20 protein-coding genes and 2 pseudogenes are annotated in these 22,922 nt (G+C 58.0%); 9 read left to right on the top strand and 13 right to left on the bottom strand.

What is annotated here, in order from left to right:
• Nucleotides 1-162: 162 nt before the first annotated feature.
• The 4 genes and pseudogenes from MKZ35_RS23180 (at nucleotide 163) to MKZ35_RS23195 (ending at nucleotide 4,957) form a co-directional block, all read left to right on the top strand.
• Nucleotides 163-1,227, top strand: a complete 1,065-nt coding sequence (locus MKZ35_RS23180) for a LacI family DNA-binding transcriptional regulator (RefSeq protein ID WP_482515575.1) — start codon at nucleotides 163-165, stop codon at nucleotides 1,225-1,227.
• A 128-nt stretch (nucleotides 1,228-1,355) separates the two neighbouring features.
• A pseudogene (locus MKZ35_RS23185) lies at nucleotides 1,356-2,368 on the top strand (IS701 family transposase).
• 519 nt (nucleotides 2,369-2,887) lie between these two features.
• Nucleotides 2,888-3,448, top strand: coding sequence for a tetratricopeptide repeat protein (locus MKZ35_RS23190; protein ID WP_482515576.1), 561 nt, complete (start codon nucleotides 2,888-2,890; stop codon nucleotides 3,446-3,448).
• Nucleotides 3,449-3,460: 12 nt separating this feature from the next.
• Nucleotides 3,461-4,957, top strand: coding sequence for a sensor histidine kinase (locus MKZ35_RS23195; protein ID WP_482515577.1), 1,497 nt, complete (start codon nucleotides 3,461-3,463; stop codon nucleotides 4,955-4,957).
• A gap of 21 nt (nucleotides 4,958-4,978) precedes the next feature.
• Here the strand turns inward: MKZ35_RS23195 and MKZ35_RS23200 are convergent, their stop codons facing one another.
• The gene (locus MKZ35_RS23200; protein WP_482515578.1) at nucleotides 4,979-5,653 is read right to left on the bottom strand and encodes a response regulator transcription factor; all 675 of its coding nucleotides are present in this window, start codon (nucleotides 5,651-5,653) and stop codon (nucleotides 4,979-4,981) included.
• Between the two features lie 49 nt (nucleotides 5,654-5,702).
• Nucleotides 5,703-6,359, bottom strand: coding sequence for a sensor histidine kinase (locus tag MKZ35_RS23205; RefSeq protein WP_482515579.1), 657 nt, complete (start codon nucleotides 6,357-6,359; stop codon nucleotides 5,703-5,705).
• 54 nt (nucleotides 6,360-6,413) lie between these two features.
• Between MKZ35_RS23205 and MKZ35_RS23210 the strand changes: the two genes are divergently transcribed.
• Complete coding sequence (locus MKZ35_RS23210; protein ID WP_482511431.1) at nucleotides 6,414-7,478, top strand: IS701 family transposase; 1,065 nt, start codon at nucleotides 6,414-6,416, stop codon at nucleotides 7,476-7,478.
• A gap of 2 nt (nucleotides 7,479-7,480) precedes the next feature.
• On the opposite strand, the gene MKZ35_RS23215 is transcribed toward MKZ35_RS23210, so the two are convergent.
• Nucleotides 7,481-8,296, bottom strand: a complete 816-nt coding sequence (locus MKZ35_RS23215) for a hypothetical protein (RefSeq protein WP_482515580.1) — start codon at nucleotides 8,294-8,296, stop codon at nucleotides 7,481-7,483.
• Between the two features lie 143 nt (nucleotides 8,297-8,439).
• Between MKZ35_RS23215 and MKZ35_RS23220 the strand changes: the two genes are divergently transcribed.
• From MKZ35_RS23220 to MKZ35_RS23235, 4 genes are all read left to right on the top strand, one after another.
• Nucleotides 8,440-9,219, top strand: a complete 780-nt coding sequence (locus MKZ35_RS23220) for a GLPGLI family protein (RefSeq protein WP_482515581.1) — start codon at nucleotides 8,440-8,442, stop codon at nucleotides 9,217-9,219.
• A 122-nt stretch (nucleotides 9,220-9,341) separates the two neighbouring features.
• Nucleotides 9,342-12,173 (top strand): outer membrane beta-barrel protein, encoded by a 2,832-nt coding sequence (locus MKZ35_RS23225; protein ID WP_482515582.1) that lies wholly within the window; start codon nucleotides 9,342-9,344, stop codon nucleotides 12,171-12,173.
• Nucleotides 12,174-12,281: 108 nt separating this feature from the next.
• A complete protein-coding gene (locus MKZ35_RS23230) occupies nucleotides 12,282-12,824 on the top strand; it encodes a GNAT family N-acetyltransferase (RefSeq protein ID WP_482515583.1) in 543 nt (180 codons plus the stop codon).
• Nucleotides 12,825-13,150: 326 nt separating this feature from the next.
• Nucleotides 13,151-14,611 (top strand): amidohydrolase, encoded by a 1,461-nt coding sequence (locus MKZ35_RS23235; RefSeq protein WP_482515584.1) that lies wholly within the window; start codon nucleotides 13,151-13,153, stop codon nucleotides 14,609-14,611.
• A 113-nt stretch (nucleotides 14,612-14,724) separates the two neighbouring features.
• Here the strand turns inward: MKZ35_RS23235 and MKZ35_RS23240 are convergent, their stop codons facing one another.
• From MKZ35_RS23240 to MKZ35_RS23285, 10 genes and pseudogenes are all read right to left on the bottom strand, one after another.
• Entirely contained in the window at nucleotides 14,725-15,486 is a 762-nt protein-coding gene (locus MKZ35_RS23240; RefSeq protein ID WP_482515585.1) for an IS5 family transposase, read from the bottom strand.
• 490 nt (nucleotides 15,487-15,976) lie between these two features.
• Nucleotides 15,977-16,192 carry a DUF5615 family PIN-like protein gene (locus MKZ35_RS23245; protein WP_482515628.1) on the bottom strand — a complete coding sequence of 72 codons (216 nt, stop codon included), beginning with the start codon at nucleotides 16,190-16,192 and terminating at the stop codon, nucleotides 15,977-15,979.
• Nucleotides 16,193-16,329: 137 nt separating this feature from the next.
• Nucleotides 16,330-17,280, bottom strand: a complete 951-nt coding sequence (locus tag MKZ35_RS23250; RefSeq protein WP_482515586.1) for an ISAs1 family transposase — start codon at nucleotides 17,278-17,280, stop codon at nucleotides 16,330-16,332.
• A gap of 22 nt (nucleotides 17,281-17,302) precedes the next feature.
• Nucleotides 17,303-17,419, bottom strand: a pseudogene (locus MKZ35_RS23255) (transposase family protein); the annotation flags it as partial.
• A gap of 19 nt (nucleotides 17,420-17,438) precedes the next feature.
• Nucleotides 17,439-17,612 (bottom strand): DUF5615 family PIN-like protein, encoded by a 174-nt coding sequence (locus tag MKZ35_RS23260; RefSeq protein WP_482515587.1) that lies wholly within the window; start codon nucleotides 17,610-17,612, stop codon nucleotides 17,439-17,441.
• Nucleotides 17,613-17,618: 6 nt separating this feature from the next.
• Nucleotides 17,619-17,852: a DUF433 domain-containing protein gene (locus MKZ35_RS23265; protein ID WP_482515588.1), complete on the bottom strand. Its 234-nt coding sequence runs from the start codon at nucleotides 17,850-17,852 to the stop codon at nucleotides 17,619-17,621.
• Nucleotides 17,853-18,196: 344 nt separating this feature from the next.
• Entirely contained in the window at nucleotides 18,197-19,978 is a 1,782-nt protein-coding gene (locus tag MKZ35_RS23270; RefSeq protein ID WP_482515589.1) for a DUF885 domain-containing protein, read from the bottom strand.
• 631 nt (nucleotides 19,979-20,609) lie between these two features.
• The gene (locus tag MKZ35_RS23275) at nucleotides 20,610-21,317 is read right to left on the bottom strand and encodes a PKD domain-containing protein (RefSeq protein WP_482515590.1); all 708 of its coding nucleotides are present in this window, start codon (nucleotides 21,315-21,317) and stop codon (nucleotides 20,610-20,612) included.
• Between the two features lie 357 nt (nucleotides 21,318-21,674).
• A complete protein-coding gene (locus tag MKZ35_RS23280; protein WP_482515591.1) occupies nucleotides 21,675-22,100 on the bottom strand; it encodes a hypothetical protein in 426 nt (141 codons plus the stop codon).
• A 342-nt stretch (nucleotides 22,101-22,442) separates the two neighbouring features.
• Entirely contained in the window at nucleotides 22,443-22,739 is a 297-nt protein-coding gene (locus MKZ35_RS23285; protein ID WP_482515592.1) for a GldM family protein, read from the bottom strand.
• Nucleotides 22,740-22,922: the final 183 nt, after the last annotated feature.

Below are 22,922 nucleotides of genomic sequence, written 5' to 3' on the forward strand. Positions count from 1 at the left end.
ATATTCATGGGCAACTATAAAAAACATGTACTTTTATTAAAAGTGACCCTACAAAAAGAAGGCAATACTGAAATCATAACATAAACTTCACAGAGCACTTCGGATTATGCGGCAGCTCCTTCTGATTGTTCCCTATTTTCCTCCTTCTACAGCACTGAACGTATGGCACCTACTCCGAAGCGTGTTTCCATTATCGACATAGCCAAGGCGCTAAGCCTGTCGGTGGCGACGGTATCGAGGGCATTAGCCGACAAAAAAGATATTGGCGAGGCCACCAAAGCCCGTGTGCGTCAGTTGGCTCAGGAGCTGAACTATCGGCCCAACCAGCTGGCCTCGGCTCTACGCAAAGGCCGCAGCAGCACGTTGGGCGTGATTGTGCCGCATATAAAAGGCTATTTTTTCCCGGCCGTAATGCATGGCATCGAAACCATAGCCAGCAAAGCGGGCTACAACGTGCTGCTGTGCGAGTCGAACGAAGACGTGCGGCGCGAGCGGCGCAACGTGGAAACGCTGCTTTCGGCACAGGTAGAGGGTATTCTGGTGTCGGTGTCGGCTACGACGCACGACCAGATGGACCACTTCGAGCAGGTACGGCAGCAGGGTACGCCGCTGGTGTTTTTTGACCGTATGCCCGAGCTGGCCGGCAGCACGGGCGTTGTGCTCGACGACTTTTCGGGCGCTTACCAAGTAGTCACGCACTTGATTGAGCAGGGCTGCACCCGGATTGCTCATTTGGCTGGGCCTCAGCACTTAAATACCAGCCGCAACCGCTACCTGGGCTACGCGCAGGCCATGCGGGCCCACGGTCTGCCCCTCGACGACGAGAACCTGGTTTTTGCGTTGCCGGCCCTGAGCCAGGAGTCGGGCCGCATGGGCATGGAGCATTTGTTGGGGCTAACCCAGCCACCCGACGCGGTGTTTGCCGCCTATGCCATCCCTACGGCCGGCGCGCTCGAAGTCCTGCACGAGCGCAAGGTGCGCGTGCCCCAGGATATCGCCCTGGCCTGCTTCAGCAACGAGCCCTTTACCACCATGACCACTCCCCGCCTGACCGCCGTAGATCAGCGGGCCGAGCAGATGGGCGAAACGGCCGTGCACCTGTTTTTGCAGCTCTGCAAGCGCGGCCCCGAATACATGCCCCCACCCATCGTACTCAAGCCGGAGCTTCGCCTGCGCGACTCCTCCCTGCACATGCAGCAATGGCAACCTCAGTTGCAGGCTTCCTGAGCCATAATAGGAAGCCCGAGGAGTTAGTAAAAAAGCCCCCCAATGGATCTGAATCGTCTGCTGGGGGGCTTTTTTATTAGATTTAGGACTTACGCACTTAGTAGTAACTTGAGAAAAAGCCTGGCTTTATGGTGACGCAAGCGACTTACATCGAGTACCTGCTTAGTACGCCCCGCAATTATACGTGTACGCACTTGGCCGAGCACCTGTCGCAGGTGAGCCACGATCAAGTGAACCGATTTCTGCGCCGCAGCTCGTTTTCGCCCACGCAGTTGCGCGAGTTGGTCTTGCCCTTGCTCCACGACTCGCCGGAGGCCTTTTTGCTGGTCGATGATAGCGTGCAGGACAAGCGCTACAGTCGCTTCATTGAAGTAGCCAAACGCCAGTATTCGGGCAACGAACATGGCCTGGTCACCGGCATCTGCCTGGTTAACCTGGTCCACAGCAGCGGACAGGCCGGGGATTTTCTGCCCCTGGACTACCGCGTCTATGCCCCGGAGCTGGATGGCCTGACCAAAAACGAGCATTTCCAGGCCATGTTCGCCCACGTCGTGGCGGAAAATAAAATTCAGGCCCGCACGCTCCTGTTCGATGCCTGGTACAGCGGCAGCGACAACCTGAAGCTGATTCAGCGGGCCGGTTGGACGTTTTTCACGACCCTGAAAAGCAACCGGTTAGTGAGTGCCAGCAAAGAGGGGGCTACCAGTCCCTGGCCGACGTAGCCCCGCCGCCGGGTGGGTGGAGCACCGGCTTGGAAGTACGCTTGCAGAAGGTGCCGTTTGCGGTGCGCTTGTTCCGGCTGGTCGCCCCAAACGGCGACATTGAATGGGTCGTGACCAACAACTTCGCCTTTACGCTTACCCAACCGCTGGTCGAGGCCACCACCCGCACCCGCTGGCAGGTGGAAGAGTTTCACCGCAGCTTCAAGCAGCTGACCGGGGCCGAGAAATGCCAGTGCCGCCGTGCCCAGGCCCAGCGCAACCATCTGGCCTGCTGCTACCTGGCGTGGGTGTCCCTGCGCGAGTTTGCCCGATCAACGGCCCAAACGATTTATCAGGCCCACCAGCACCAATGGGCTCCCTACTTGAGCCAGCTGCTCGCCAAGCCCCTCATTCCTGCCCTGCTCCCCGCAAGTGCGTAAGTCCTAAGATTGTAGGGACAGTAGCGCGGAACAGATCTTTGCAAGTTTATCAAAGGATAAACACGTAATTACAAGTATAAATTATTGAATATATTTTTGTATAATAGTAGGCATTCTATGCCGATTCGTTCGATAGCAAGAAGTCATATGGTAGGGGAGCAGAGTAGGCTCCCGTGTGTTTTCGGTGCCGGCGCCTGTGTGGGGTTTGGCTTAAAAGATCCAGGTCCTTCTTTCGGTGAGGTTTTAGCACCTCCCGACGTTGGCAATCCGCTGTTCTCATCACCGGCCATTCATGACCATCCTCTCCGTGCGCGCACATTGGATTTGTCAGTTGCTTCAGTCTCCGATAAGTTCTTTGAACTAGGATTGAGTACTGCGCTCCTCCTGTAGAGAAGGAAGTACTTAGGGTTGCCGGAAGTGCTGGCAGGGGCCGCAAAAAGTCCCCTATGTTGAGGAATGGCATGGCTTGATGGTAGCGTTCGTATGCTTCTTCGCCTAGAGGGCGCTTTGCTCCTTGTCATGAAAAGGTTTTATGTATTGCTACTGTGGGGCTTAAGTGTAAGCATCCCTATCCGGGCTTTTCAGCTTGATGCAAGGGTGGACAGCTTGCATCGACTACTGCTAGTGGCTCCCCCCGACTCCGGGCGGGTATTGCTGCTGACTCAGCTAGCCTACGAAAACACGCAAAGCAATCCGCTAGCTACAATCTTTTATGGCAAGCAGGCACTGCAGCTGGCCCAGAAGCTGCAGTATCGGCGGGGTGAGACGTGGGCGCTGATTCGGTTGGGATCGGGTTTTCGGGAGGCGGGCAACTATCCGGCGGCTCTGCAGGTAGGAATACAGGGCCTGCGGCTGGCCGAAGAGCTGCGCGACCAAGAACTGATTGGGCGGGCACTGAATACGCTGGGCTATCTGTATTGGGAGCAGGGCTATAGCCGACCCGCGCTGGCTTACTTTTTTAAAGCGAAGAGCGTAGCCGAAAAAAGCCGCAACATCAAGCTCCTGACGCGCATTATGGGCAACATCGGCAACGTGTATACCCAGCTAAACCGGCTGGACTCGGCGCGCCACTACTCGTAGGTGGGCTATGCAATGGACCTAAGTGAGCACGATCTGATCAGCGAAGTGGGTGACGCGGCCATGCTGGGCAATATCTATGCGAAGCTGAACAATCCGCAACTGGCCCGCCACTACTATCGTCGCAGCATTCAGCGGGCACTGGGCCAGCATATTACGTTTGCACTGTGCCGGGCATATCTGGGGCAGGCGCAGCTTTTCAGGAAAGAGTTGGGGCCGTGGACCGATTCGACCCTTTATTTTGGGCACAAAGCCCTAGTTGCCGCGCAGGAAGGCAGCTACCCCAAAGGTGTGCTGGAGGCTAGCCGCTTTTTGTCGAGTATGTATGCTGCCCGCCGCGACAACGCCCGCGCGTTTCATTACCTGACTTTAGCCAACACTACCCGCGACAGCCTGTTTAGCCAAACCAAGATGGCGCAGGTGCAGGCCCTTGAAGTAAGCGAACAGCTCCGCCAGCAGGAACGCGCCATTCAGCAGGCCCAAGTTGATGATGAACACCGCTCTCACTGGCTGACTGCTGCTTTGGCGAGCATCATTCCGGTGCTGCTGCTGCTATGGCGCACGATTCGGCACAAGCAGCGGGCAAACCTGAAGCTTAATGCTCAGAATGCGGAAATTGCCAACCAGCGCAACAAGTTAAGCGCTACCTTATCGCAGCTGAAAGTCACGCAGGCGCAGTTGGTGCAGCGGGAGAAGATGGCCAGCCTCGGGGAGCTGACCGCGGGTATTGCCCACGAGATTCAGAACCCGCTCAACTTCGTCAACAACTTCGCGGAGGTGAGCACCGAGTTGGCGGCCGAGCTGCAAACCGAAGCTGACCAGCCCGAACCTGACTTGCTGACACTGCGCAGCGCTGCTGCTGACCTCAAGGAAAATCAGGAAAAGATCTACCAGCATGGGCGACGGGCGGCCAATATTGTGCGCGATATGCTGGCCCATGCCCGCACCATCGGGGGCGAACGGGTGCTGACCGACCTGAATGCGCTGGCCGACGAGCACCTGCACTTGGTTTACCAGAGTTTCCGGGCCAAAGACCCGCAGTTTGTGGTTACCCTTACCACTCAACTGAATCCGGCGCTAGGCCGCGTTCGGACTATACCGCAAGCGCTTGGCCGAGTGTTGGTAAACCTGTTCAACAATGCGTTTTATGCCGTGCAGCAGCGGCAAAAAGTGGAAGGCGGGAATTATTGCCCCGAGGTGCAGGTGTACACGCACCACCGCAACCGGCGCGTAGAGGTCTGCGTGCGCGACAATGGGCTAGGAATTCCGGCCCACCTTCGCGACAAAATCTTCCAGCCTTTCTTCACCACGAAGCCATCCGGCGAAGGCACGGGTCTCGGATTATCACTTTCCTACGACATCATCACGCATGGACATGGTGGCTCGCTGACGGTGAAAAGTCAGGAGGGCGAGTTCACGGAATTCATTGTTGAATTGCCCCAGGTAAATAGGCATAAAAAAGCCCCCCAGATGCCGCTTTGCCCGCAGACACAGCCATTGCGAAGAGCGTAGAGAGCTAAACAGAAGTAGCGTTTACCAGATCAGCTTGTAGCCGATGCCCCGCACGTTCACAATCTGCACTTGCGGGTCATCCCTCAGGTAGCGGCGCAGGCGAGTGATAAACACGTCGAGGCTGCGGCCGTTGAAGAAGCTGTCGTTGCCCCACAGCTCTTGCAGGACGGTGGTGCGTTCGAGCACCTGGTTGCGCTGGTCGTAGAGGCACTTGAGCAGCTCGGCCTCGCGGTTAGTGAGCACTTCTGCGCGGACCCCGAAGAGCAGGCGCTGCCTGGGATGATCGAACTGATACTGGCCAATGGCGAGCACGCCGGACGGCTGCGCCACGGGCGGCACCGCACTGAGACGAGCCTTAATGCGGACAATGAGCTCGTCCATGCTGAAGGGCTTTTTCAGGTAATCATTGCCCCCCAGCTCGAACCCGCGCACTACATCAGCCGGCTGCGAGCGGGCCGTGAGAAAGATAATGGGCACGGCGGCGTTGTCGCGGCGGATTATCTCGGCCAGCGAGAAGCCATCGAGGCGGGGCATCATCACATCGGCCACCACAATATCGGGGCACTGCTGGCGAAACAGCTCCAGGCCTTCCTGCCCGTCGGCGGCGTAGCGCACCGTGAAGCCGCGCACCTCCAGACTGTCTTTCACAATCATGCCCAGGGCGGGCTCGTCTTCAATGAGGAGAACGGAGGACATGGAAAGGCGGTGAAATGGTGAGTGGTGAGATGGTGAGTGAAGCCAGGAGCTAGCTTTGCTTGGAAGGCAGCCATAGGGAAAACTCGCTGCCCCGGTTTGGCTCGCTGCGCACGGCAATATGCCCCCCGTGCCGCTCCACTACTTGCCGCACGTAGTACAGGCCCAGCCCAAAGCCTTTCACGGGATGCAGATTGCCGGTAGGCACGCGAAAAAAACGGTCAAATACGGCGTCCTGGTAGCTTTTGGGAATACCAATGCCGTCGTCTTGCACGGTGAGGCGCCAGCCGGTTTCGTCGCGCCGCCCCCGAATGGCGATGGTCACCTGCTCGCGCGAGTATTTGATGGCATTATCAATCAGGTTATTGATGACGCCCGCTATGTGCAGGCGGTCCAGAGGCAGGGAGTCGGAGGGCTCCATATCGACCTCAAAATGGATGGGTTTGGTGGCTTGCAGCTGATGGCGCGTCACCAGCTCCTGCACCAGCTCGGCGGGGCGCACCAGCTCCGGGTTGATGGTCAGCGCCTGGCGCTCGTCCACGGCAATGTTGAGCACCTTTTCTACCAGGTCCGAGAGCCGCTGCAATTCCTTCTGCGAGATGCTCAGGTAGGTTTGGGCTTTCTGCGGGTCATTCAGAGCGCCGAAGTTCTGCATGGCCTCCACCGCCGCCGACACCGTAGCCAGGGGCGTCTTCAGCTCGTGGGTCATATTATTGACTGCTGTTACGCAGTCAGAGTCGGCTTCTGCCCGTTTACTACGCTTATGACGACTTGCACGCTGGACTTGTACACGGATTATTTGTTGAGTTCGACGGGTCCGACAACGGCCACGGGCTTGTCGCGCCTGGTAGACGGGGCCTTGAGCCACGACCAGATCACGCGCTGGCTGAGCAGCACCGCGTGGGGCTCGGCCGCTATTTGGCGAGCGGCCAAGCCGCTGATTCGCCAGGCCGAAGCCCAGCGTGGAGCCGAGGAATTTGCGGTGCTTATCGTCGACGATTCGATTCTGGAAAAGGCCCATACCGCTGCCAACGAGCTGATTTGCACCCACTGGGACCACAGCCAGCAGCGCTACGTGAAGGGCTTGAATTTCGTCAGCCTGCTCTACCAGGCCGGCGAGTTGGCCCTGCCGCTGGCCGTCGAGCTGGTGCGCAAAACGGTCCCGGTCTACCATGCCAAGACCCAGCAAACCAGCTATCAAAGTGCCTTTACCAAGAACGAGTACCTGCAGCAGATGCTGCGCGTGGCCCAGCAACAAGTGGCTTACCGCTACCTGCTGGCCGATACTTGGTATGCCTCGGCCGAGAACATGAGCTTGGTGCGAGCCCTGGGCCACCATTTCGTCTTTGCCCTCGAATCCTCCCGCACCGTGGCCCTGAGCGAAGCGGCACGGGCGCAAGGCCAGTTTCAGGCCGTGCAAACGCTGGTGTTTCCCGATACGCAGCCCCTGCGGGTCTATTTGCGGGCCGTCCAAGAGGCGGTGCTGGTGAGCAGGCACGTCTTGACAAACCAAGACGGCAGCCAGGGCGTGTTATATCTGGTCAGCAGCGACACCGACTTGAACCAGGCCCAGTTGACTGCGATTTACCAGAGACGGTGGAAAGTGGAAGAATATCATAAATCGCTCAAACAGAATGCCTCCATGGGCAAATCGCCCACCAAAACCCTGACCACGCAGGCCAATCATTTCTTCGCGGCCGTGCTGGCCTACACCAAGCTCGAGATACTCAAACTCAAGTGTGGGATGGGCCATTTTCGCCTCAAAGCCCAGCTCTACGCCGTGGGCCTCAAAGCCATGTACCACCAACTTGGCCTACTCCGTGCGTAACATCAGTTATTGATGAAGTCGTTTTTAACTTCCGAGAGCTTTTTCTGGCGCAGAATAGTACTCAGCATCAGCGCAAAGCAACCGGTAGTCAAACCCAGCAGCAGCACCGATCCGCCAAGCAGACTGCCCATTTGCTTTAAAACGTAAAAAGTGGGCGCCGGAAAAGCGGCCTGCACACACAAAAACCGCAAGGGATTCAAAGACACAGGGGCCGTTTTAAACCCGGTTTTCGCCTGCGTCGCCACAACGGGAGGGGAAATGGATTTGCGACCCAAGTCGGGCCGCTCAACGATGGGAATGCGTACTGTATCGAGGGAAAACTGAGTGGGCATACCCCGCATCTGGAGCTCCAAGCGGTAAGCCGATTGCAGCAAGGGCATGTTTACCTGCTTGCCACGCTCCCAGTCATCAATCAGCAGGCGGGAAAGGCGGCGGGCCAGCGTATCGGCGGCCTCCCGGCGCGGCGCTAAAGGCTGGCGCTGCTGCTGATGCAGGGCAATACGAAGCGGCCTTTGGCGAGTCCGCAGGCTGTCCGGGTTGCGGCCCTTGCCCCTCACCACGATGCGGTCGATGCTGTTGCTCTCACCCGAGTAATTCTGAAAAATGATGACATCATCGGGTCCACCCGAGCGAATGGCCTGCCGGGCAGCGGCCAGCTGGTACTGCTGCACTACCGCCAGGAGCGCCTCGCGGGCCGTGCGCTGAAACTGGGTTGCCGTGAGCTGGTAGGTGTTGTAGAGCCAGTAAGCCTGGAAGCCGTTGATGCCCAGAATGCATAGCGCCATCAGCCAGAAGATGGAGCGAATACGGCGTTTCATGGGGCGGGAAGAAGGTGGCTCAACGAAAATACAAGCTTATCAGAGTCATTGACGCCCCGTTAACACTCTTTAACACAAGATAACAGTGCTTTACAGTCAGGATGCGGTGCTTTGGGACATCAATCAACCCTTATCCACATCCTATGAAACGCATCTTATTTCTGCTGCTTGCCAGCGCCGGCTTGCTCTCCACGGCAGCGGCCCAGGCCCCTACTTCGGGCCAGATTCAGTATGAAGCTGCTCAAAAGGTGGATATGTCGCAGGTGCGCGTCGTTATCGATGGGCAGCAAGTGAAACCCGGCAGCCCGGACTTCCCCACCGACATCCCCGACACGCGCAACTTTGGCATGACGCTCAGCTTTGCCGGCAACTACGCTAAGGAAGAACGCCAAAACGACGCGATGCGCATTGTGTCGGGCGGCCCCGGCACAGCGCCTCAAACCACCAGCCTCGGGCGGCCCTTCGAGGAGGCCGTGTACGTAGACCAGGGTAGCCGGTCGTTTGCTACCGTGCTAGCCCTCAAGGACGGCGCTACCACTACCAGCTACCGAATGGACGCGCCTTTCAGCAAGCCTACGGGCTGGCAGGAAGTTAACCAGACCAAGAAGATAGCGGGCTACACCTGCCGCAAAGCCACGGCGCCCTTCAAGGGCGAAACCTACACGGTATGGTACACCACCGACCTGCCGTTCACTTATTCCCCCATCCGGGCGCTGCTGCCTGAGAGAGGCGTGGTGTTGGCCATTGAGGGCCAGAGCGAGCAATACAAGGCCTCCAAGGTAGACCGTAAGTCCGTGGCCGAAGCAACAGTGCGCCCCAGCACCGACGCGCAGATAGTGACTGAGGAGCAGCTCAACGACCTCCGCGCCAAAGCCCGCGCCGACTTCCGCCAGCGCATGATGGACCGCAACCTGGGCAACTAAAGCCACCGCCTGACGGCTGAATCAGCGGCTCGAACCAAGAGCGGCAGTCAGGTGGCTTAGTGCCAGATAATTGCCCCCCAGCGGCCTCGTAGTCTTCCTAGCTCGGTTTTCCTTCTTCCTCTATGCGCTATTTTCTACTCGTGCTTTGCTGGCTGCTTAGCCTCAGCGCGGCTCAAGCCCAACAGCCAACCGTGGCCAGCCCGGCTACCGGGAAAGGCTTTATTCAGGGCCTGGTAGCCGATTCTCTCACGGGCAAGCCTCTGCGCGAGGCCTCGGTGTCGCTGCTGGCGGCCGACTCATCTTACCTGAGCTTCACTATTACCGACGGCGACGGGCGCTTTCTGCTCCGCAACGTGGCACCGGGGCGGTACTTTTTGCTGCTTTCTTTCGTGGGCTATACCAATCAGTTCTTACCAGTGAGCATTGCCGCTGGCGGCCTGGGGGGCAATTTAGGCACCATCCGGCTGCGGCCCCGGTCGCACACCCTGGGCGAGGTAATGGTGGAGCAGGAACGGGCCCCGGTGAGCGTGCAGGGCGACACGCTGGCCTTTAGTGCCCGAGCCTTCAAAACGCAGCCCAATGCCATGGTGGAATCATTGCTGAAAAAGCTCCCCGGCGTGCAGGTAGACCGCGACGGCACCATCCGGGCCCAGGGCCAGAATGTGCAGCGCGTGCTGGTCGATGGCAAACCGTTTTTTGGCGATGATCCGAAAATGGCCACTCGCAATCTGCCGGCCGATATTATCGATAAGGTAGAGCTCTACAACCAGCGCAGCGACCAGTCGGCCTTTTCCGGCATTGATGATGGCCAACAGCAGCAAACTATCAACCTGGTAACCAAGCGCGACAAGCGCAAAGGCTACTTCGGCACCGAGTCGGTAGGCGCTGGCACCGATGGGCGCTACCGGGCCCAAGCAGGCCTTAACCGCTTCAACAACGGCCGCCAAATCTCGGCCCTGGGCCAAGCCAACAACGTGCACCAGCTCGGCTTTAGCGACAACGGCAGCCCCAGTACCGGCGACGTAAGCAGTGGCCCCGGCGGCTTCGGCGGCGGCCCGGATGGGGGCGGGCGTATCGTGGCAAACCAAGGCCGCGGCGGGGGCGGCAATACGCAGGCGGTCAGCAACAACCAGCCCACCAGCATCACCGAATCGTTGGCTGGGGGGCTAAATTACCGCGACGCCTGGGGCAAGCGCACTGAAGTGGCTACCAGCTACCTCGCCAGCCGCACCATCGTGACCACTGACCAGGTAAGTCGTCGCGAAAACGTGTCCGGCATTGATACCCGAACCGGCGATACGGGCCTGGCCCTGGTAACTGACCAGGACGCTACGGCCCGCTCCCGGACCCTGAGCCAGCGCCTGAATCTACGGCTCGACTACCGGCTCGACTCGCTTACTTCGCTGCGCTTTACACCCGCCTTGTGGTGGCAGAACGCTGAGCAGGCGCGCGATAACCAACAGCTGACCAGCTTGGGCGAGCGCCAGCTCAATCAGAGCCTGAGCCGCTACGACGCCAGCGCCAATACTCTTTGGGGCAATGGCAACCTGCTGCTCATGCGGCGCTTCAGTAAGACGGGCCGCAGCTTCTCCGCCAACCTGAGCGCCGTGCTAAACAATCAGGATGGCGAGGCGTTCAACCAAGCCACCAACACGTTTTTTGCCCCCGACGGCACTGCCCGCCCCAGCCTGCTCAACCAGCGAATCGGTCAGGATTATCCCGCTCATACGCAGGCGCTCAACCTGACTTACGTCGAGCCCCTGAATCTGCGGCAGAAGCTGGAGCTGCACTACAACGCCGCCGATACCCGCAGCCGCGCCCATCGCCAAGTAGCCGACTTCGACCCCACCACCGACCGCTACGACTTAGCCAACGCCGACCTGAGCAACCAGTTCAGCAGCGGCTTTATGACCCACCGCGCCGGCTTTACCTGGCAAACCCGCCGCCTGCGCTACGGCTATTCCCTGGGCCTCGACGGACAGCAGTCCAGCCTACAGGTCGATAATGAGAGCGTGAACACCGCCCTGACGCGCCACTACCAGACCTTGCTGCCCAACGCCATGTTTACGCTGAATACCGGCCGCAACCGCAGCCTGCGCCTGAACTACCGCACCCGCCTGCAGGCCCCCACCGCTGCCCAGCTCCAGCCCGTAGCCGACAACACCAATCCGCTCTACGTGCGCCTCGGCAACCCCGACCTGCGCCCCGAGTATTACCACACCCTCACGGCGACTTACAACCAGTTCAACGCCGTGAACAACCGCAGCGTATTTGGCCTGCTCAGCGTTAATCAGGTGCAGGACCGCATTGTATCGGCCAGCAGCTTCGGCAACAATGGCGTGCAAACCACGCGCCCCATTAACTCCGATGGTTACCGCAGCCTCAACAGTTTTCTATCCTTGGGGCAGCGCTTAGGTTGGCACAAGCTGAACGTAAACCTAACCACCAACGGCAACTTTACCCAAGGCCCCAGCCTCGTAAACGACCAGCCAAACCAGGCGCGCAACTGGAGCCTGGGCCAGGGACTGAGCGTGAATACTGCCTTCAACGACCAGCTGGAGCTGAGCCTCGCCGGCAACGTGACGTATCTGGATGCTCGCTACTCCTTATTGCCTCAGCAAAACACCTCCTACTGGACCCAAACCCTGGAAGCCGACGTGTTTTATCAGCTGCCCGGCCGCTGGGCCATCAGCAGCGACTTGTGGCTGACGCGCTACGCGGGCCGCTCGGCCGGCTTTAATCAAGGCGTGGCGCTGTGGAATTTGGGCCTCACCCGGCAGTTCTTCAAGAACAAGCAGGGGGAGCTGAAATTGCAAGCCTACGACCTGCTCAAGCAAAACCGGAGCGTGGTGCGCAACGTGACCGACATCTACGTAGAAGACGTGCGCAGCCGCGTACTCACCCGCTATTTTATGCTCAGCTTCACTTATAATCTACGGGAGTTTGGCAAGTAAGCTTATCGGTATAGTCAGGTAAAACAAATATTGGAGGCGTGAAAAGGGAGTACATAGAATAGGCAGTAACTAAATACTTTACTGGATATTTTCCTTAACCTCGCCCGTATGTCGTTTTCTATTCCTATCCAACCCTCATTAGAAGACCCGCAGACACTTCTACTGCCCTTGCAGGCCACTGATTTTGCGGCCCTGTACGCGGCCGCTTCCGATCCGAAGGTCTGGGAGCAGCACCCGAATAAGGACCGCTGGAAACCGGAAGTCTTCCGAACGTTTTTTGAGGGTGCTATGCAGAGCCAGGGTGCTTTCAAAATCATAGACAAAGCCACGAATGAGGTGGCGGGCAGCACCCGTTTTTACGACTACAATGAACAGGAAGGCAGCATCCTGATTGGCTACACGTTCTACGCCACCCGATACTGGGGGAAGGGGCTTAACCATAGGGTCAAGACGATGATGCTGGATTACATCTTTCAGCTCGTCTCCCAAGCTTACTTTCATATTGGCGCGACCAATATCCGTTCGCAAATTGCAATCAGCCGCTTGGGAGCGGAAAAGGTAGACGAGCAGGAGGTAGCGTATTTTGGTGAGGTGCCCCAGTTGAACTTCGTCTACAGAATCGGGAAAGAACAGTGGACTGGACGCGGCTAATAAAACGAAACCCTTCAGCTCAGGAGTATGCTCGCTGGTGGAGTAGTGCGATTTGAATTTCCTTTCCCAGAGCCTGTACGTGGGGCGTAGTGGCGGCATATCTACCGTCACCTACGAGAACTCAGACGAAAGCACCCGAGATGCTTTCTCGCTGCTGCATGCGCAGAATGCTCTGCCTGAATATGCATGGCACGAGAGTAAAAACCTCATAACACACTCTCGCTCAAAGCACGCGCTTACCTAAGCATTAAGAAAAGGAAACATGCTATTTTCGTCCGTGCCAAGCCTGACTACGCAGGCCGGCTAACCCGCTGTTTTGCCTCCTTATGAACTTGAAAAGATACGTTGCCCTGAGCCTGTTGAGCGCCGGCCTGCTGGCCTCCGCCTCCCCTGCCCTACCGCCTACGCCCGCGGCCGATGTAACAGCTTTCAAAGCACAGGCAATAAAGGACCTGGAAGGCAGCTACGGCGACTACCGCAAGGTGGCCCAGCAAATCTGGGGATTCGCGGAAGTCGGCTACAAGGAAACCAAAAGCTCGGCCCTGCTGCAAAAAACTCTGCGCGACAATGGCTTTACCGTGCAGGCCGGCGTGGCCGACATCCCGACGGCCTTTGTGGCGACCTACGGCAGCGGCAAGCCCATTATTGGAATCCTGGCCGAGTATGATGCCCTGCCGGGACTGTCGCAGCAGGCCAGCGCGGAGAAGAAAGCCATAACCGGCCTGGATGCGGGCCACGGCTGTGGCCACAACCTGTTTGGCACGGCCAGCGTGGCAGCAGGCATCGAGCTCAAAAAGCTGATTAAGGAAGGCAAGTTTAAAGGCACGGTGAAGGTGTATGGCACGCCCGCCGAGGAAGGCGGCAGCGGCAAAGTATACCTGGTTCGAGCCGGCCTGTTCGAGGGCGTCGACGCGGTGCTGCACTGGCACCCCAACAACCAGAACGCGGCTATGATGAGTAGCTATATCGCCAATACCTCGGCTAAATTCCGCTTCCACGGCATTGCCTCGCACGCCGCGGCCTCGCCCCAGCGCGGGCGCAGCGCCCTCGACGGCGTGGAGGCCATGAACAACATGGTAAACATGATGCGGGAGCACGTGCCCCAGGAAACGCGCATTCACTATATTATCACCAACGGCGGCAAAGCCCCGAACGTAGTGCCCGACTTTGCCGAGGTGTACTACTACGTGCGCCACCCCAACCGCGACGAGGTAAAAGATGCCTTTGCCCGCGTAGTGAAAGCGGCGGAGGGCGCGGCTCTGGGCACCGGCACCACCATGGACTATGAAATTATTGGCGGCACCCACGAGCTGCTGCTCAATGAGACCTTAGCCCGGGCCCTCCAAGTCAATCTGGAGCAGGTAGGCGGCGTGACGTACACCCCGCAGGAAGCAGCCATTGGCAAGCAGATTCAGGCCTCGTTGGGCTTTCCGGCGCCTCCGCTGGAAGAAGCCGCTAAGGTGCAGCCCTTTGCGCCCGGCGACGGGGGCGGCAGCTCCGATGTGGGCGACGTGAGCTACGTGGTGCCTACCGTGGGCCTCACGGCCGCGACTTGGGTGCCGGGTACGCCGGCCCATAGCTGGCAGGCCGTGGCGTGCAGCGGCCAGGAAATCGGGGCCAAAGGCATGCTGGTAGCTGCCAAAACCATGACCCTGACAGCTATTGACCTGTTTACCGACCCGGTTCTGCGTCAAAAAGCTACCGCCGAGTTCAAGCAGGATGTGGGCAGCTACGTATACAAGCCCCTGCTTGGCGACCGGAAGCCCGCCCTCAACTACCGCGACTAGCCATATAACCTGATTTCGACGTTTCCAGCTTGGATGCTTAACAAGACTGAGCCGCTACAGCCGTAGCGGCTCGGTCTCGTTTTAAGTACTCGCGCTTAAGAGCCTGTTAAAATTTACGAATGAGGTGCCGAATACTGGACAAATACAAGGTGGCTTCGGCGCTGCTGGTCTCGCATTCGTAGTCTCGGCTTAAGCGTCGGTCCCAGTGCAGCCACCTGATGGAGCGCTCGACGACCCAGCGAACGGGCTGCGGCGTGAAGCCGCCTTGTCCGTTCAGCCCTGGAGCCGTAGCCAGTCGCCAGCCGCAGGCTTGTTGCACCCATTGGCTCAGTGCCTGGCTGGCATAGCCCGGCATCCGTGAGGATGAGACAAAGCCGGTTGTAGCCCAGTAAAGCTAGTTTTTGCAACGCCTGCTGGCCGCCGATCCGGTCATTTTCCTGCGCCGGACCCACGTGTACAGCCAGCAGCCGCCCGCCCGTATCGACGACGAGTTGCCGCTTGCGACCTTGTCCCTTTTTGTAGCCATCGAAGCCTTTATCCGGCACACCTCGTTCGCTGGATTTGATGGATTGCGCGTCCACAATGGCCACGCTCGGGCTGGCCTGGCGCGAAGGGGCAGACTGCTTCCGCTCTTGCTCGACTAGCATTTTATTCAGTCTTGCCCACTGCCCCGTCTTCTGCCAGCGCCGGAAGTAGTAAAAGCAGATCGGGTAGGGCGGAAAGTCATTCGGCAATAGCCGCCATTGGCACCCACTCTTGGTCAGGTAGAGCAAGGCATTGACAATGAGTCGGATCGGATACTTGCGGCGACGTTTGACGGGCAACATTTCTGCCATAACTTGCCATTGGAAATCAGTCAGGTCCGTTTCGTACATCTTTGGTCGGATGAGGAAAAGGGAATAACCTGGCTGGTTTCTTTTTGTCTCTCAGCTACTTACATTCTTTAACAGGCTCTAAACATATGATACATTTTAATGGAGATAAGTTTTTGGGTCCACACGAATAAATTAGTGAAGCAATAAAAAGCCCCCCAGCATACGTGGGGGGTTATATTATTACCTGATGTTACGCGGCATATTAGTCGATTGCTTGGAAAGGATGTTTCCTGAAGCAGCAATAGCTTCTTTCTGAGGCAGAGGTGCAGTTGCCGCGTAACATCAGTTATTACTTGTCCTTTCTTAGCTTGATACTTACTTCTCTTCGGAGGCCCAATCACACATGGTAGCCTTAGCTATGTATTTAGGAACATGATAGAAATGAAGGCACTGAGCTTAAATTTGCCCCCCAGCCGGTTTCCTATACTCATCAGAAGCCCCAGCCGCTTCAGCAGCCGAAGATTCTAGGGTGTCTGTGGGCGGCGGGCAGCTACCGCAGCCGTAGCAACAACAGCCCAAACTCCGTCTGCGGCCCCAGAAACTCTTGCAATTGCGGCAGCTGGGCTAGTAGGAACTCTGCCAGCTTCGCTACCGGCACCTGCGCCTGTTGCACGGCCACCACGCGGGGCGGGAAGCCTTCGGCTAGCACCAGGCGCAAAAAATCTTCGTCTTTGGTCAGTAGTGTTAATGCGGAAAAAATGCTTATGGATGCAAAAGCAAGATGGAAGTAAAATCACGCTATCTCACAAGAGAGGCTAACGCCCGCTTCGCGCGTTATTTTAACACCTTTTTCCGCATTAAGTCTAGTATATCGTAGCCGTGCTAGGGCTTCCGCACCAAATATCAGGCATTTTGCAGTAGTTGCCGGAGATACTCGTTGTCATAGGCGGCTTGTTTACGCTTTCGTTTGCAGCTGATGGGCCGCGGGTCCTGGGCCAGCAAGTACAAGGCCGTTTTGCGCAAGATATTGGCGTTTAGGGCCGCGTGGCCCGTTCGTAAGCGCGACCGGTCTTCGTTGAAGGTGAGGTCGAGTTGCCAGTGCAACTGGTTTTCCACGGCCCAGTGGCCGCGGATGAGCCGGGCATACACGGCCGGGTCGGGGTCGGCTAAGGAACTGAGGTAGAAGCGCTGGGCGTGGGTCACGCCCTGGCTCGTGTGGCGCTCGGTTTCCACGAGGACGAGCGTGCGCAGGCCGGGCCAGTCGGCGCAGGCTTCGAGCAAGGCCAGGTCCTGGCAAATGCGCCCCGTGCGCCTCTCGCCCCGGCCGTGGCCTTTGTCCTGGCTACGGAAAACGGGTAGGTGGGCCGCGCAGGCCAGCAGGTGCTCGCTGGCCTGCTCATAGAGCGTTTTGGCATTCTTTTTCAAGGCAATGACGTAGTCGGCCCCGTTGGCCACGACCTGCCCGACGAGGCTGGGCTGGCAGGCGATGGCGTCGATGGTGACCACGCTGCCGGCCACGTCGAGGGTGTCGAGCAGGGCCGGAATGGCCGTTTTCTCGTTCGTCTTGGCCCCTATCTGGTCCTGGCCAAAGCTCAGGTGGGCGTCGGCCACCCACACGCTGACCGTACGCACCAGGGCGTGGCGCCGGCCGGTGGGGATGGTAGCGCGGTGTTCTTTGCCATCGACGCAGAGCTGCCGCCCGGCCAGCGACCCGGCACAGGCGCGCAGGGTCTGCTCCAACTCGTTTGGGTTCAAGCGCTTGAGCAACCGCTCCAACGTGTCCTCGGAGGGAATGCCATTGGCAAAAGGCAGGCTCAGTTCCAGTGCGTAAAAAGTCGAGCCGGGCACGGCCATAATCACAGATTTCCGGCAAATCGTCGCAGCCGGCCAACGTGCCGCAGAGCAACAGGGCCAGGATATCAACCAGTTGATGCAAGCACCGGCCCTGTACACGCGGGTCCGTCAAGTGGGCAAAGGAAGCGGAAAAGTCCATGCCCGAAGCTAGCCGACAGCTAGCTTACTTTTGGTGCGGAAGCCCTATAGCCGTGCTGCCGGGCGTAGCGCCAGATGGTAGTATCGGGGCTTTTGGCCAGGTCAATATCGCGGACGTGGAGCACCGCCGCGCAATGGGGCCGCAAATAAGCGGTTAAGCGCCACGAAATATTCTCATCCAGCAGCAGGCGCATAGCAGCTTAGGCCACTGAAAGCAGCACTATGCTTTCCTTGTAGGCAGCGTACAGCAGGCAGGCCCGCACCTGCGCCGGTCCAATAGCCGGGAAGTCCTCCGCTATATCGGCGGCGCTCATGCCGTTGGCCAGCATTTCCAGCACTTCCGCTACCGTGGTACGAGTACCTTTTACCACCGGCTTGCCGAAGCGCACCTGCGGGTTTAGCTCGATGTGGGCAGTAATGGCGGCAGTATCCATAGGGGCAGCGGAGCAAAGGGTACAAACCAAAAGTACGTAAAAAGGCCCCAACGCCGATGTGCCAGGACCTTGCTGTTGTGCGGCAGCCGCTGCCGAGAAGATAGTTCTAAGCTACAGCTAGAGCGGTTTGGGAGTTGCTGTACAGACCAGCGGGTGAAGGTAGCGCGAAGCTTCTGCTTCGCGTATCGTTGAACGACGTGCTGGGGGGCTTTTTTCACGACTTGTTCCCTTACCTAACGGTGCGCGAAGCAGAAGCTTCGCGCTACTTCCTGTTCACTGAATCCGAAACCGCTCTAGAAGCTAGTTCAATTCTTACAGTTCAGCAACTTAAGTTAGCCAAGTGCTTACTTCTGCGTAGCGGCCCAGGCGTCCATGGTCTTTTCAGCAATGGCCAGGGGCATGGCGGCGTTTGCCAGCAGCTCGTCGTGGAAGGCGCGGAGGTTAAATTTGCCCCCCAGCTGTTTCTCGTACTTCCGGCGCAGCTCGATGATCTTCATCTGCCCGGTTTTGTAGGCCAGCGCCTGCCCCGGCCAAGCCATGTAGCGCTCAATTTCGGCCGTGGCGGCCTGCTCGTCGATGGAGCGGTTGTCGCGCATGTACTGGATGGCCTGCTCGCGGGTCATATTCTTGCTGTGCATACCGGCATCCACCACCAGGCGGATGGCGCGGTGCATCTCCCCGTTCAGGGCGCCCATGCGCTGGTAGGGGTCGGTGTAGAGGCCCAGCTCCTTGCCCAGGCTCTCGGAGTACAGGGCCCAGCCTTCGCTGAAGGCGCTGTAGAAGCCGAAGCGGCGGAACTTGGGCAGGTTGGTGTTTTCCTGCTGCAGGGCAATCTGGTAGTGGTGGCCCGGAATGGCCTCGTGCAGAAACAGCGACTCCATGCCGCGGGTCACATTGTACTTGGTGGCGTCGAGGATGGGCACGTAGAAGATGCCGGGGCGCGAGCCGTCGGGCAGGCCGCGGTTGTACTGGGCGCTGGCCGAGGCGGCACGGAAGGCTTCGGTCTGCCGCACCTCGAAGCCGGTTTTGGGCACCTTGCCAAACATCTTTTTCAGGTTCGGGTCAATCTTGGCCTGCACGCCGCGGTACACGTTGAGCACCTCCTCCGGCGTTTTGAAGGGCATAAACTTGGGGTCGGTATTCAGGTAGGTGAAGAAGGCGTTCAGGTCGCCCTTAAAGCCAACCTCCGTCTTGATCTTCTCCATTTCCTGCCGAATGCGCTTCACCTCACTCAGGCCCGTCTGGTAAATCTGGTCGGGCGTGCGGTCGGTGGTAGTCCAGAACTTCACGGCGTAGCGGTACATATCGGCTCCGCCGGGCACGGCCGCAATGCCGGTGGTGGTGCGGGCCTTGGGCAGGTATTCGTTTTTCAAAAAGTCGTGCAGCTTCTGGTAGGTAGGCACCACCTGCTCCTTGATGGCCTGCTGGTAGGCGGCGGTGAGGCGCTGCTGGTCGGCGGCGGGCACGGTGGCCGGAAACTTAGCGACGGGACCATAGAAGATGCTCTTGCTGGGGTCCGGCGTGACCATGGCCTGGAGCTGGGGCAGCATTTTTTCTACCAGCGGGCGGGGCAGCACCACGCCGGCCCGCATGCCCCGGCGGAAGTTGCCGATGGCCGAATCGGCCCACACGGGGTAAGCGCGCACCCGGCCCAGCCAGTTGTCGTAGTCCTGGGTGGTTTTAAAGGGCTGATTGCCGGAGCCCGCGCCCAGCTGCGCCAGCGAAATAGGCAGGCCGCTCATCTGGGTGATGGGCATCATCCAGGTATTCTGCCTGAGGCCTTCCAGACGCATCTGCATGTCGTAGAGGAAGATGTCGTAGCTCACGCGGTCGTTTTCGGAGAGCTTGCTGCGGTCGAACTTCTTGAGCGCGTCAAGGTATTGCTGGAAAAACTGCCGCTGGGTGGCGCGGTAGGCCACAGTATTGTCGTTAGGCAGCTGGTCGTTGTAGCGGTTGTCGCCCTGCGAGGTGGCTTCCAGCGGATAAAGCTTGGCGCGCTCATCCCAGTACTTCTCAAACGCAGCGGCCAGCGCCGGCGAATCGGCGGCCACGGGGGCAGCAGTGTGGCTGGCAAGGGTACCCAGTAGGGTCGCGGCCAGGACCGCTGAAAGGAAAAGGTGCTTCATAGGGAAAGGGTGAGATGGTGGATAAATATAGCGGCGTTTGGGGTTTGGAGCGGTAAGGGTTAGCTGGCATGGATAAGATTTGTGCAGCAAAAGGAAATAGGCAGGATCGCGCCAGCTGGAAACCGATGGCTATAATTTTGTCTGACTAAGTTGTCAATGGAATGTCAAAACGAGGTAAAGGCGCAATATTTTGCGTCTCGTCGTTGAACGATCAGATTTGTACTTATTAAAACATCATCAGCAACGACGTGACGCAAAATATTGCGCCTCTACCTAAATCAACGTCCTCAATCAGTACTTACAGCGGTTTCACGGTCCGTGTAAGTGTAGAGACGCGACACTTCGCGTCTCCTCGTTGCGACAGTTATTAAGGCCCATGCTGCTCCGGTCGTTCTGACACCAAGACGCGAAGTGTCACGTCTCTACAGCTTAGGTACACTGTTCAGGAAGCCGCTATAAGCGGTTTTAAGCGTACAAAAATCAGCAGTTGGGCGGCTTGGTAGCCACAGACAGGCAGGAGCGGCGGCTGAGCGGCTGTCTGCTTACGCAGCCCGACAGGGTGGCACAAAAATAAAAGCCCCCCACTCTTCCCAAACGTGGGGAAGATGGGGGGCTTCTAGCCTGTGCTTACTTAGCGAGTTTCGTAGCTCAAGGTGACGTTCCAGGAAGCCGGAGCGCCCGCCGGTCCCGCCAGTGTATAGGAGCCATTGCCCTGGGCGTCCCGGTTGGCCGTTGGTTCGGCCACGGGCAGGGTCCAGCGCTGCATTTCATCCTCGGAGGAGGAATCTTCATCCCCCACCATTACCGTCCACTCGCCCGACGTCAACTCAGTGTTTGCCGGGAAGGTGAGAGGCAAGTCCGCGGGCTTGACATTACTGACGGCGGGCGTCTGGGAGAAGGGAGCCGTGCCGGTGGGCTTTAGTTGGACAAACACATCGGGGCCACTGCCCCCGCCGTCCCACATCGCACCCGCGGGAGTCAGGAAAGGGAGGGCTGTAATCTTGATTTCGCGCAAATACCGTTTTCCTACCTTGATAGTTTGCGATGTCGTCGTGGCTTGGTTGTCGGCGTTATAAGTCGTGAGCACTACGGCATACGTACCCGTTGCCGCAAACCGCACGGAAGGGGCCGTGTCGGTAGCGGTTTGACCATTACCAAAATCCCATGTGTGGCGGACAGCCTGCTGGGAGGCGTCGGTGAAGGTGACCGGCTCGTTGACCTCCACCACCGTGCGGCTGGCGGAGAAGGCGGCCGTGGCCAATGGCTTGGGGTCTTCTTTGTCGGACGTACAGGCGACGACGCTAACCAGTAATAAAGAGCAGTAGACAAGTTTATTCATACGTAGAATATATAAGACAAAAAAAGAAATAGAACATAAAATTGCAAACACATAGCATATATTCTATACTCATCGGAACTTAGGCATAGTCTGGCTTAAACTTCGTGCCAAATGTGCGTTAGGGAGGTAAATTGCTATTGAGCTGGCCAAGTAGTGGTGCGTCGTACCGAGGCCTCAAGTGCGCAATTGCCAGCAATGACCACGCTGTTTATGCAATTAATTACTGATAATCAGTCAGATACGTAATAATGGCAAGCACCGCAATAGTAGTAACAAAAATTTGTATTTAACTCAGATATATCCTGAGCTAGACAGGCCTGCGTGGGAGCAGTATGATGCGGGCCTAACAGCTAATAGCTACCCGCAGGCCCAGGCCCGCGCCGCTCGCAATTCCGCAAAGGTCCGCAGCTCAAAGGGCAGCTGCTGCTCGGCTGTTTCCTGCGCCTGTCCGATCAGCAGTTTATTGAGCGGGTCGATTGACTCGATACGGGCAAACCGCTTCAGGCCCACTCCTATCAGCTGGGGCAGCACATGCTGCCCAATCCACCTCAGATCGACGGGGCGCACCGCGCCCGGGAGCCGGTCGTCGGCAATCCAGCCGGTAATGCGGTGCTGCTGGGCCAGCACCACGGCATCCAGCGTGGCCTGGCGAAGCACGGCACTACTGACAAAGCCTAGCCATTGCGCTTCGATGGCGCGGGAAGTACCCACGTGCAGGTAGAGAGTTAAATGAGGAGAAGCGGTTAGGAGCTGCATGGAGGGACGAGCAGGAAGTACTTGCATAGCCGGCAAGCCAAATCATTGGGGGTTTGCTGGCTACCAAGCCGGACGGTTTATCGGATCGAAGGAGCAAGTAGGTGATAAGTCGCAATTTATAGTGCCCTTCGCAGCGGCCGAAAGTCCGGATATAGGTATTTCTACCCCGGCCTCCCTTGTGCCAGCAGTCCTATTTTTGAATGTATCCGCCCCTACTTTTCTAGCGTGTGGATAGCATTCATTTTTGTAGCGCGGAAATCTGTTCCGCAACGAGCAGCGTGAGTTCCGCCGCCAGTGGTCATTGATACAGGCGCTTGATACTTGCTTGGCTCGTCGCGGAACGGATTTCCGCGCAACTGTTTGCCCACTTTAGTTCGTCAGCACCCAATTCAGGGCAAGGTAGCGGTCGTCGGTTAGCTTGTAAGGCGTTGGCTGTCCGCCGGCGGGCGTTGCCACTATATCCTGCACCTCAATATAGATGCGGTCACCCGGTTGCGATAATTTTGCAAAGTCGGTCAGATCAACCTCTGAACCTTGTATTTTCTTCGCAGGTAATACGGGCCTCTTGCTCCTTACCAAGGTCATCTCCGCCTGTTTAATCTGATAGGTTACTGCCGTCGGGCAGGCTGGGTCGTTGGTGAGGGTTAAGGTGACAGAGGGAGTCACAGCACTCCCGGTCGTCTTGTATTTACTGCTCGTTATGAAAGGCTTTCAGCTGGGGCGGCGGGCACGCGGTCTGGGCACTAGCCCATCCACCAGAAAACAAGGCGAGTAATAAGAGCAGCTTTTTCATCTTTCGGTAGAAGTTTTTGGTGGAAAGGAAGGAAACGAGGCATGCATAACACAACC

It is taken from the genome of Hymenobacter sp. R533113, from assembly GCF_056835965.1.

Coding starts and splice junctions, on each gene's coding strand:
- MKZ35_RS23240 (WP_482515585.1), bottom strand. CDS start 15,486: ATGTACGAAACGGACCTGACTGATTTCCAATGGCAAGTTATGGCAGAA.
- MKZ35_RS23215 (WP_482515580.1), bottom strand. CDS start 8,296: ATGAAACGCCGTATTCGCTCCATCTTCTGGCTGATGGCGCTATGCATT.
- MKZ35_RS23275 (WP_482515590.1), bottom strand. CDS start 21,317: ATGAATAAACTTGTCTACTGCTCTTTATTACTGGTTAGCGTCGTCGCC.
- MKZ35_RS23250 (WP_482515586.1), bottom strand. CDS start 17,280: ATGGCCGTGCCCGGCTCGACTTTTTACGCACTGGAACTGAGCCTGCCT.
- MKZ35_RS23210 (WP_482511431.1), top strand. CDS start 6,414: ATGACGACTTGCACGCTGGACTTGTACACGGATTATTTGTTGAGTTCG.
- MKZ35_RS23195 (WP_482515577.1), top strand. CDS start 3,461: ATGGACCTAAGTGAGCACGATCTGATCAGCGAAGTGGGTGACGCGGCC.
- MKZ35_RS23260 (WP_482515587.1), bottom strand. CDS start 17,612: ATGCGCCTGCTGCTGGATGAGAATATTTCGTGGCGCTTAACCGCTTAT.
- MKZ35_RS23265 (WP_482515588.1), bottom strand. CDS start 17,852: ATGGATACTGCCGCCATTACTGCCCACATCGAGCTAAACCCGCAGGTG.
- MKZ35_RS23235 (WP_482515584.1), top strand. CDS start 13,151: ATGAACTTGAAAAGATACGTTGCCCTGAGCCTGTTGAGCGCCGGCCTG.
- MKZ35_RS23225 (WP_482515582.1), top strand. CDS start 9,342: ATGCGCTATTTTCTACTCGTGCTTTGCTGGCTGCTTAGCCTCAGCGCG.
- MKZ35_RS23280 (WP_482515591.1), bottom strand. CDS start 22,100: ATGCAAGTACTTCCTGCTCGTCCCTCCATGCAGCTCCTAACCGCTTCT.
- MKZ35_RS23220 (WP_482515581.1), top strand. CDS start 8,440: ATGAAACGCATCTTATTTCTGCTGCTTGCCAGCGCCGGCTTGCTCTCC.
- MKZ35_RS23205 (WP_482515579.1), bottom strand. CDS start 6,359: ATGACCCACGAGCTGAAGACGCCCCTGGCTACGGTGTCGGCGGCGGTG.
- MKZ35_RS23230 (WP_482515583.1), top strand. CDS start 12,282: ATGTCGTTTTCTATTCCTATCCAACCCTCATTAGAAGACCCGCAGACA.
- MKZ35_RS23180 (WP_482515575.1), top strand. CDS start 163: ATGGCACCTACTCCGAAGCGTGTTTCCATTATCGACATAGCCAAGGCG.
- MKZ35_RS23200 (WP_482515578.1), bottom strand. CDS start 5,653: ATGTCCTCCGTTCTCCTCATTGAAGACGAGCCCGCCCTGGGCATGATT.
- MKZ35_RS23270 (WP_482515589.1), bottom strand. CDS start 19,978: ATGAAGCACCTTTTCCTTTCAGCGGTCCTGGCCGCGACCCTACTGGGT.
- MKZ35_RS23190 (WP_482515576.1), top strand. CDS start 2,888: ATGAAAAGGTTTTATGTATTGCTACTGTGGGGCTTAAGTGTAAGCATC.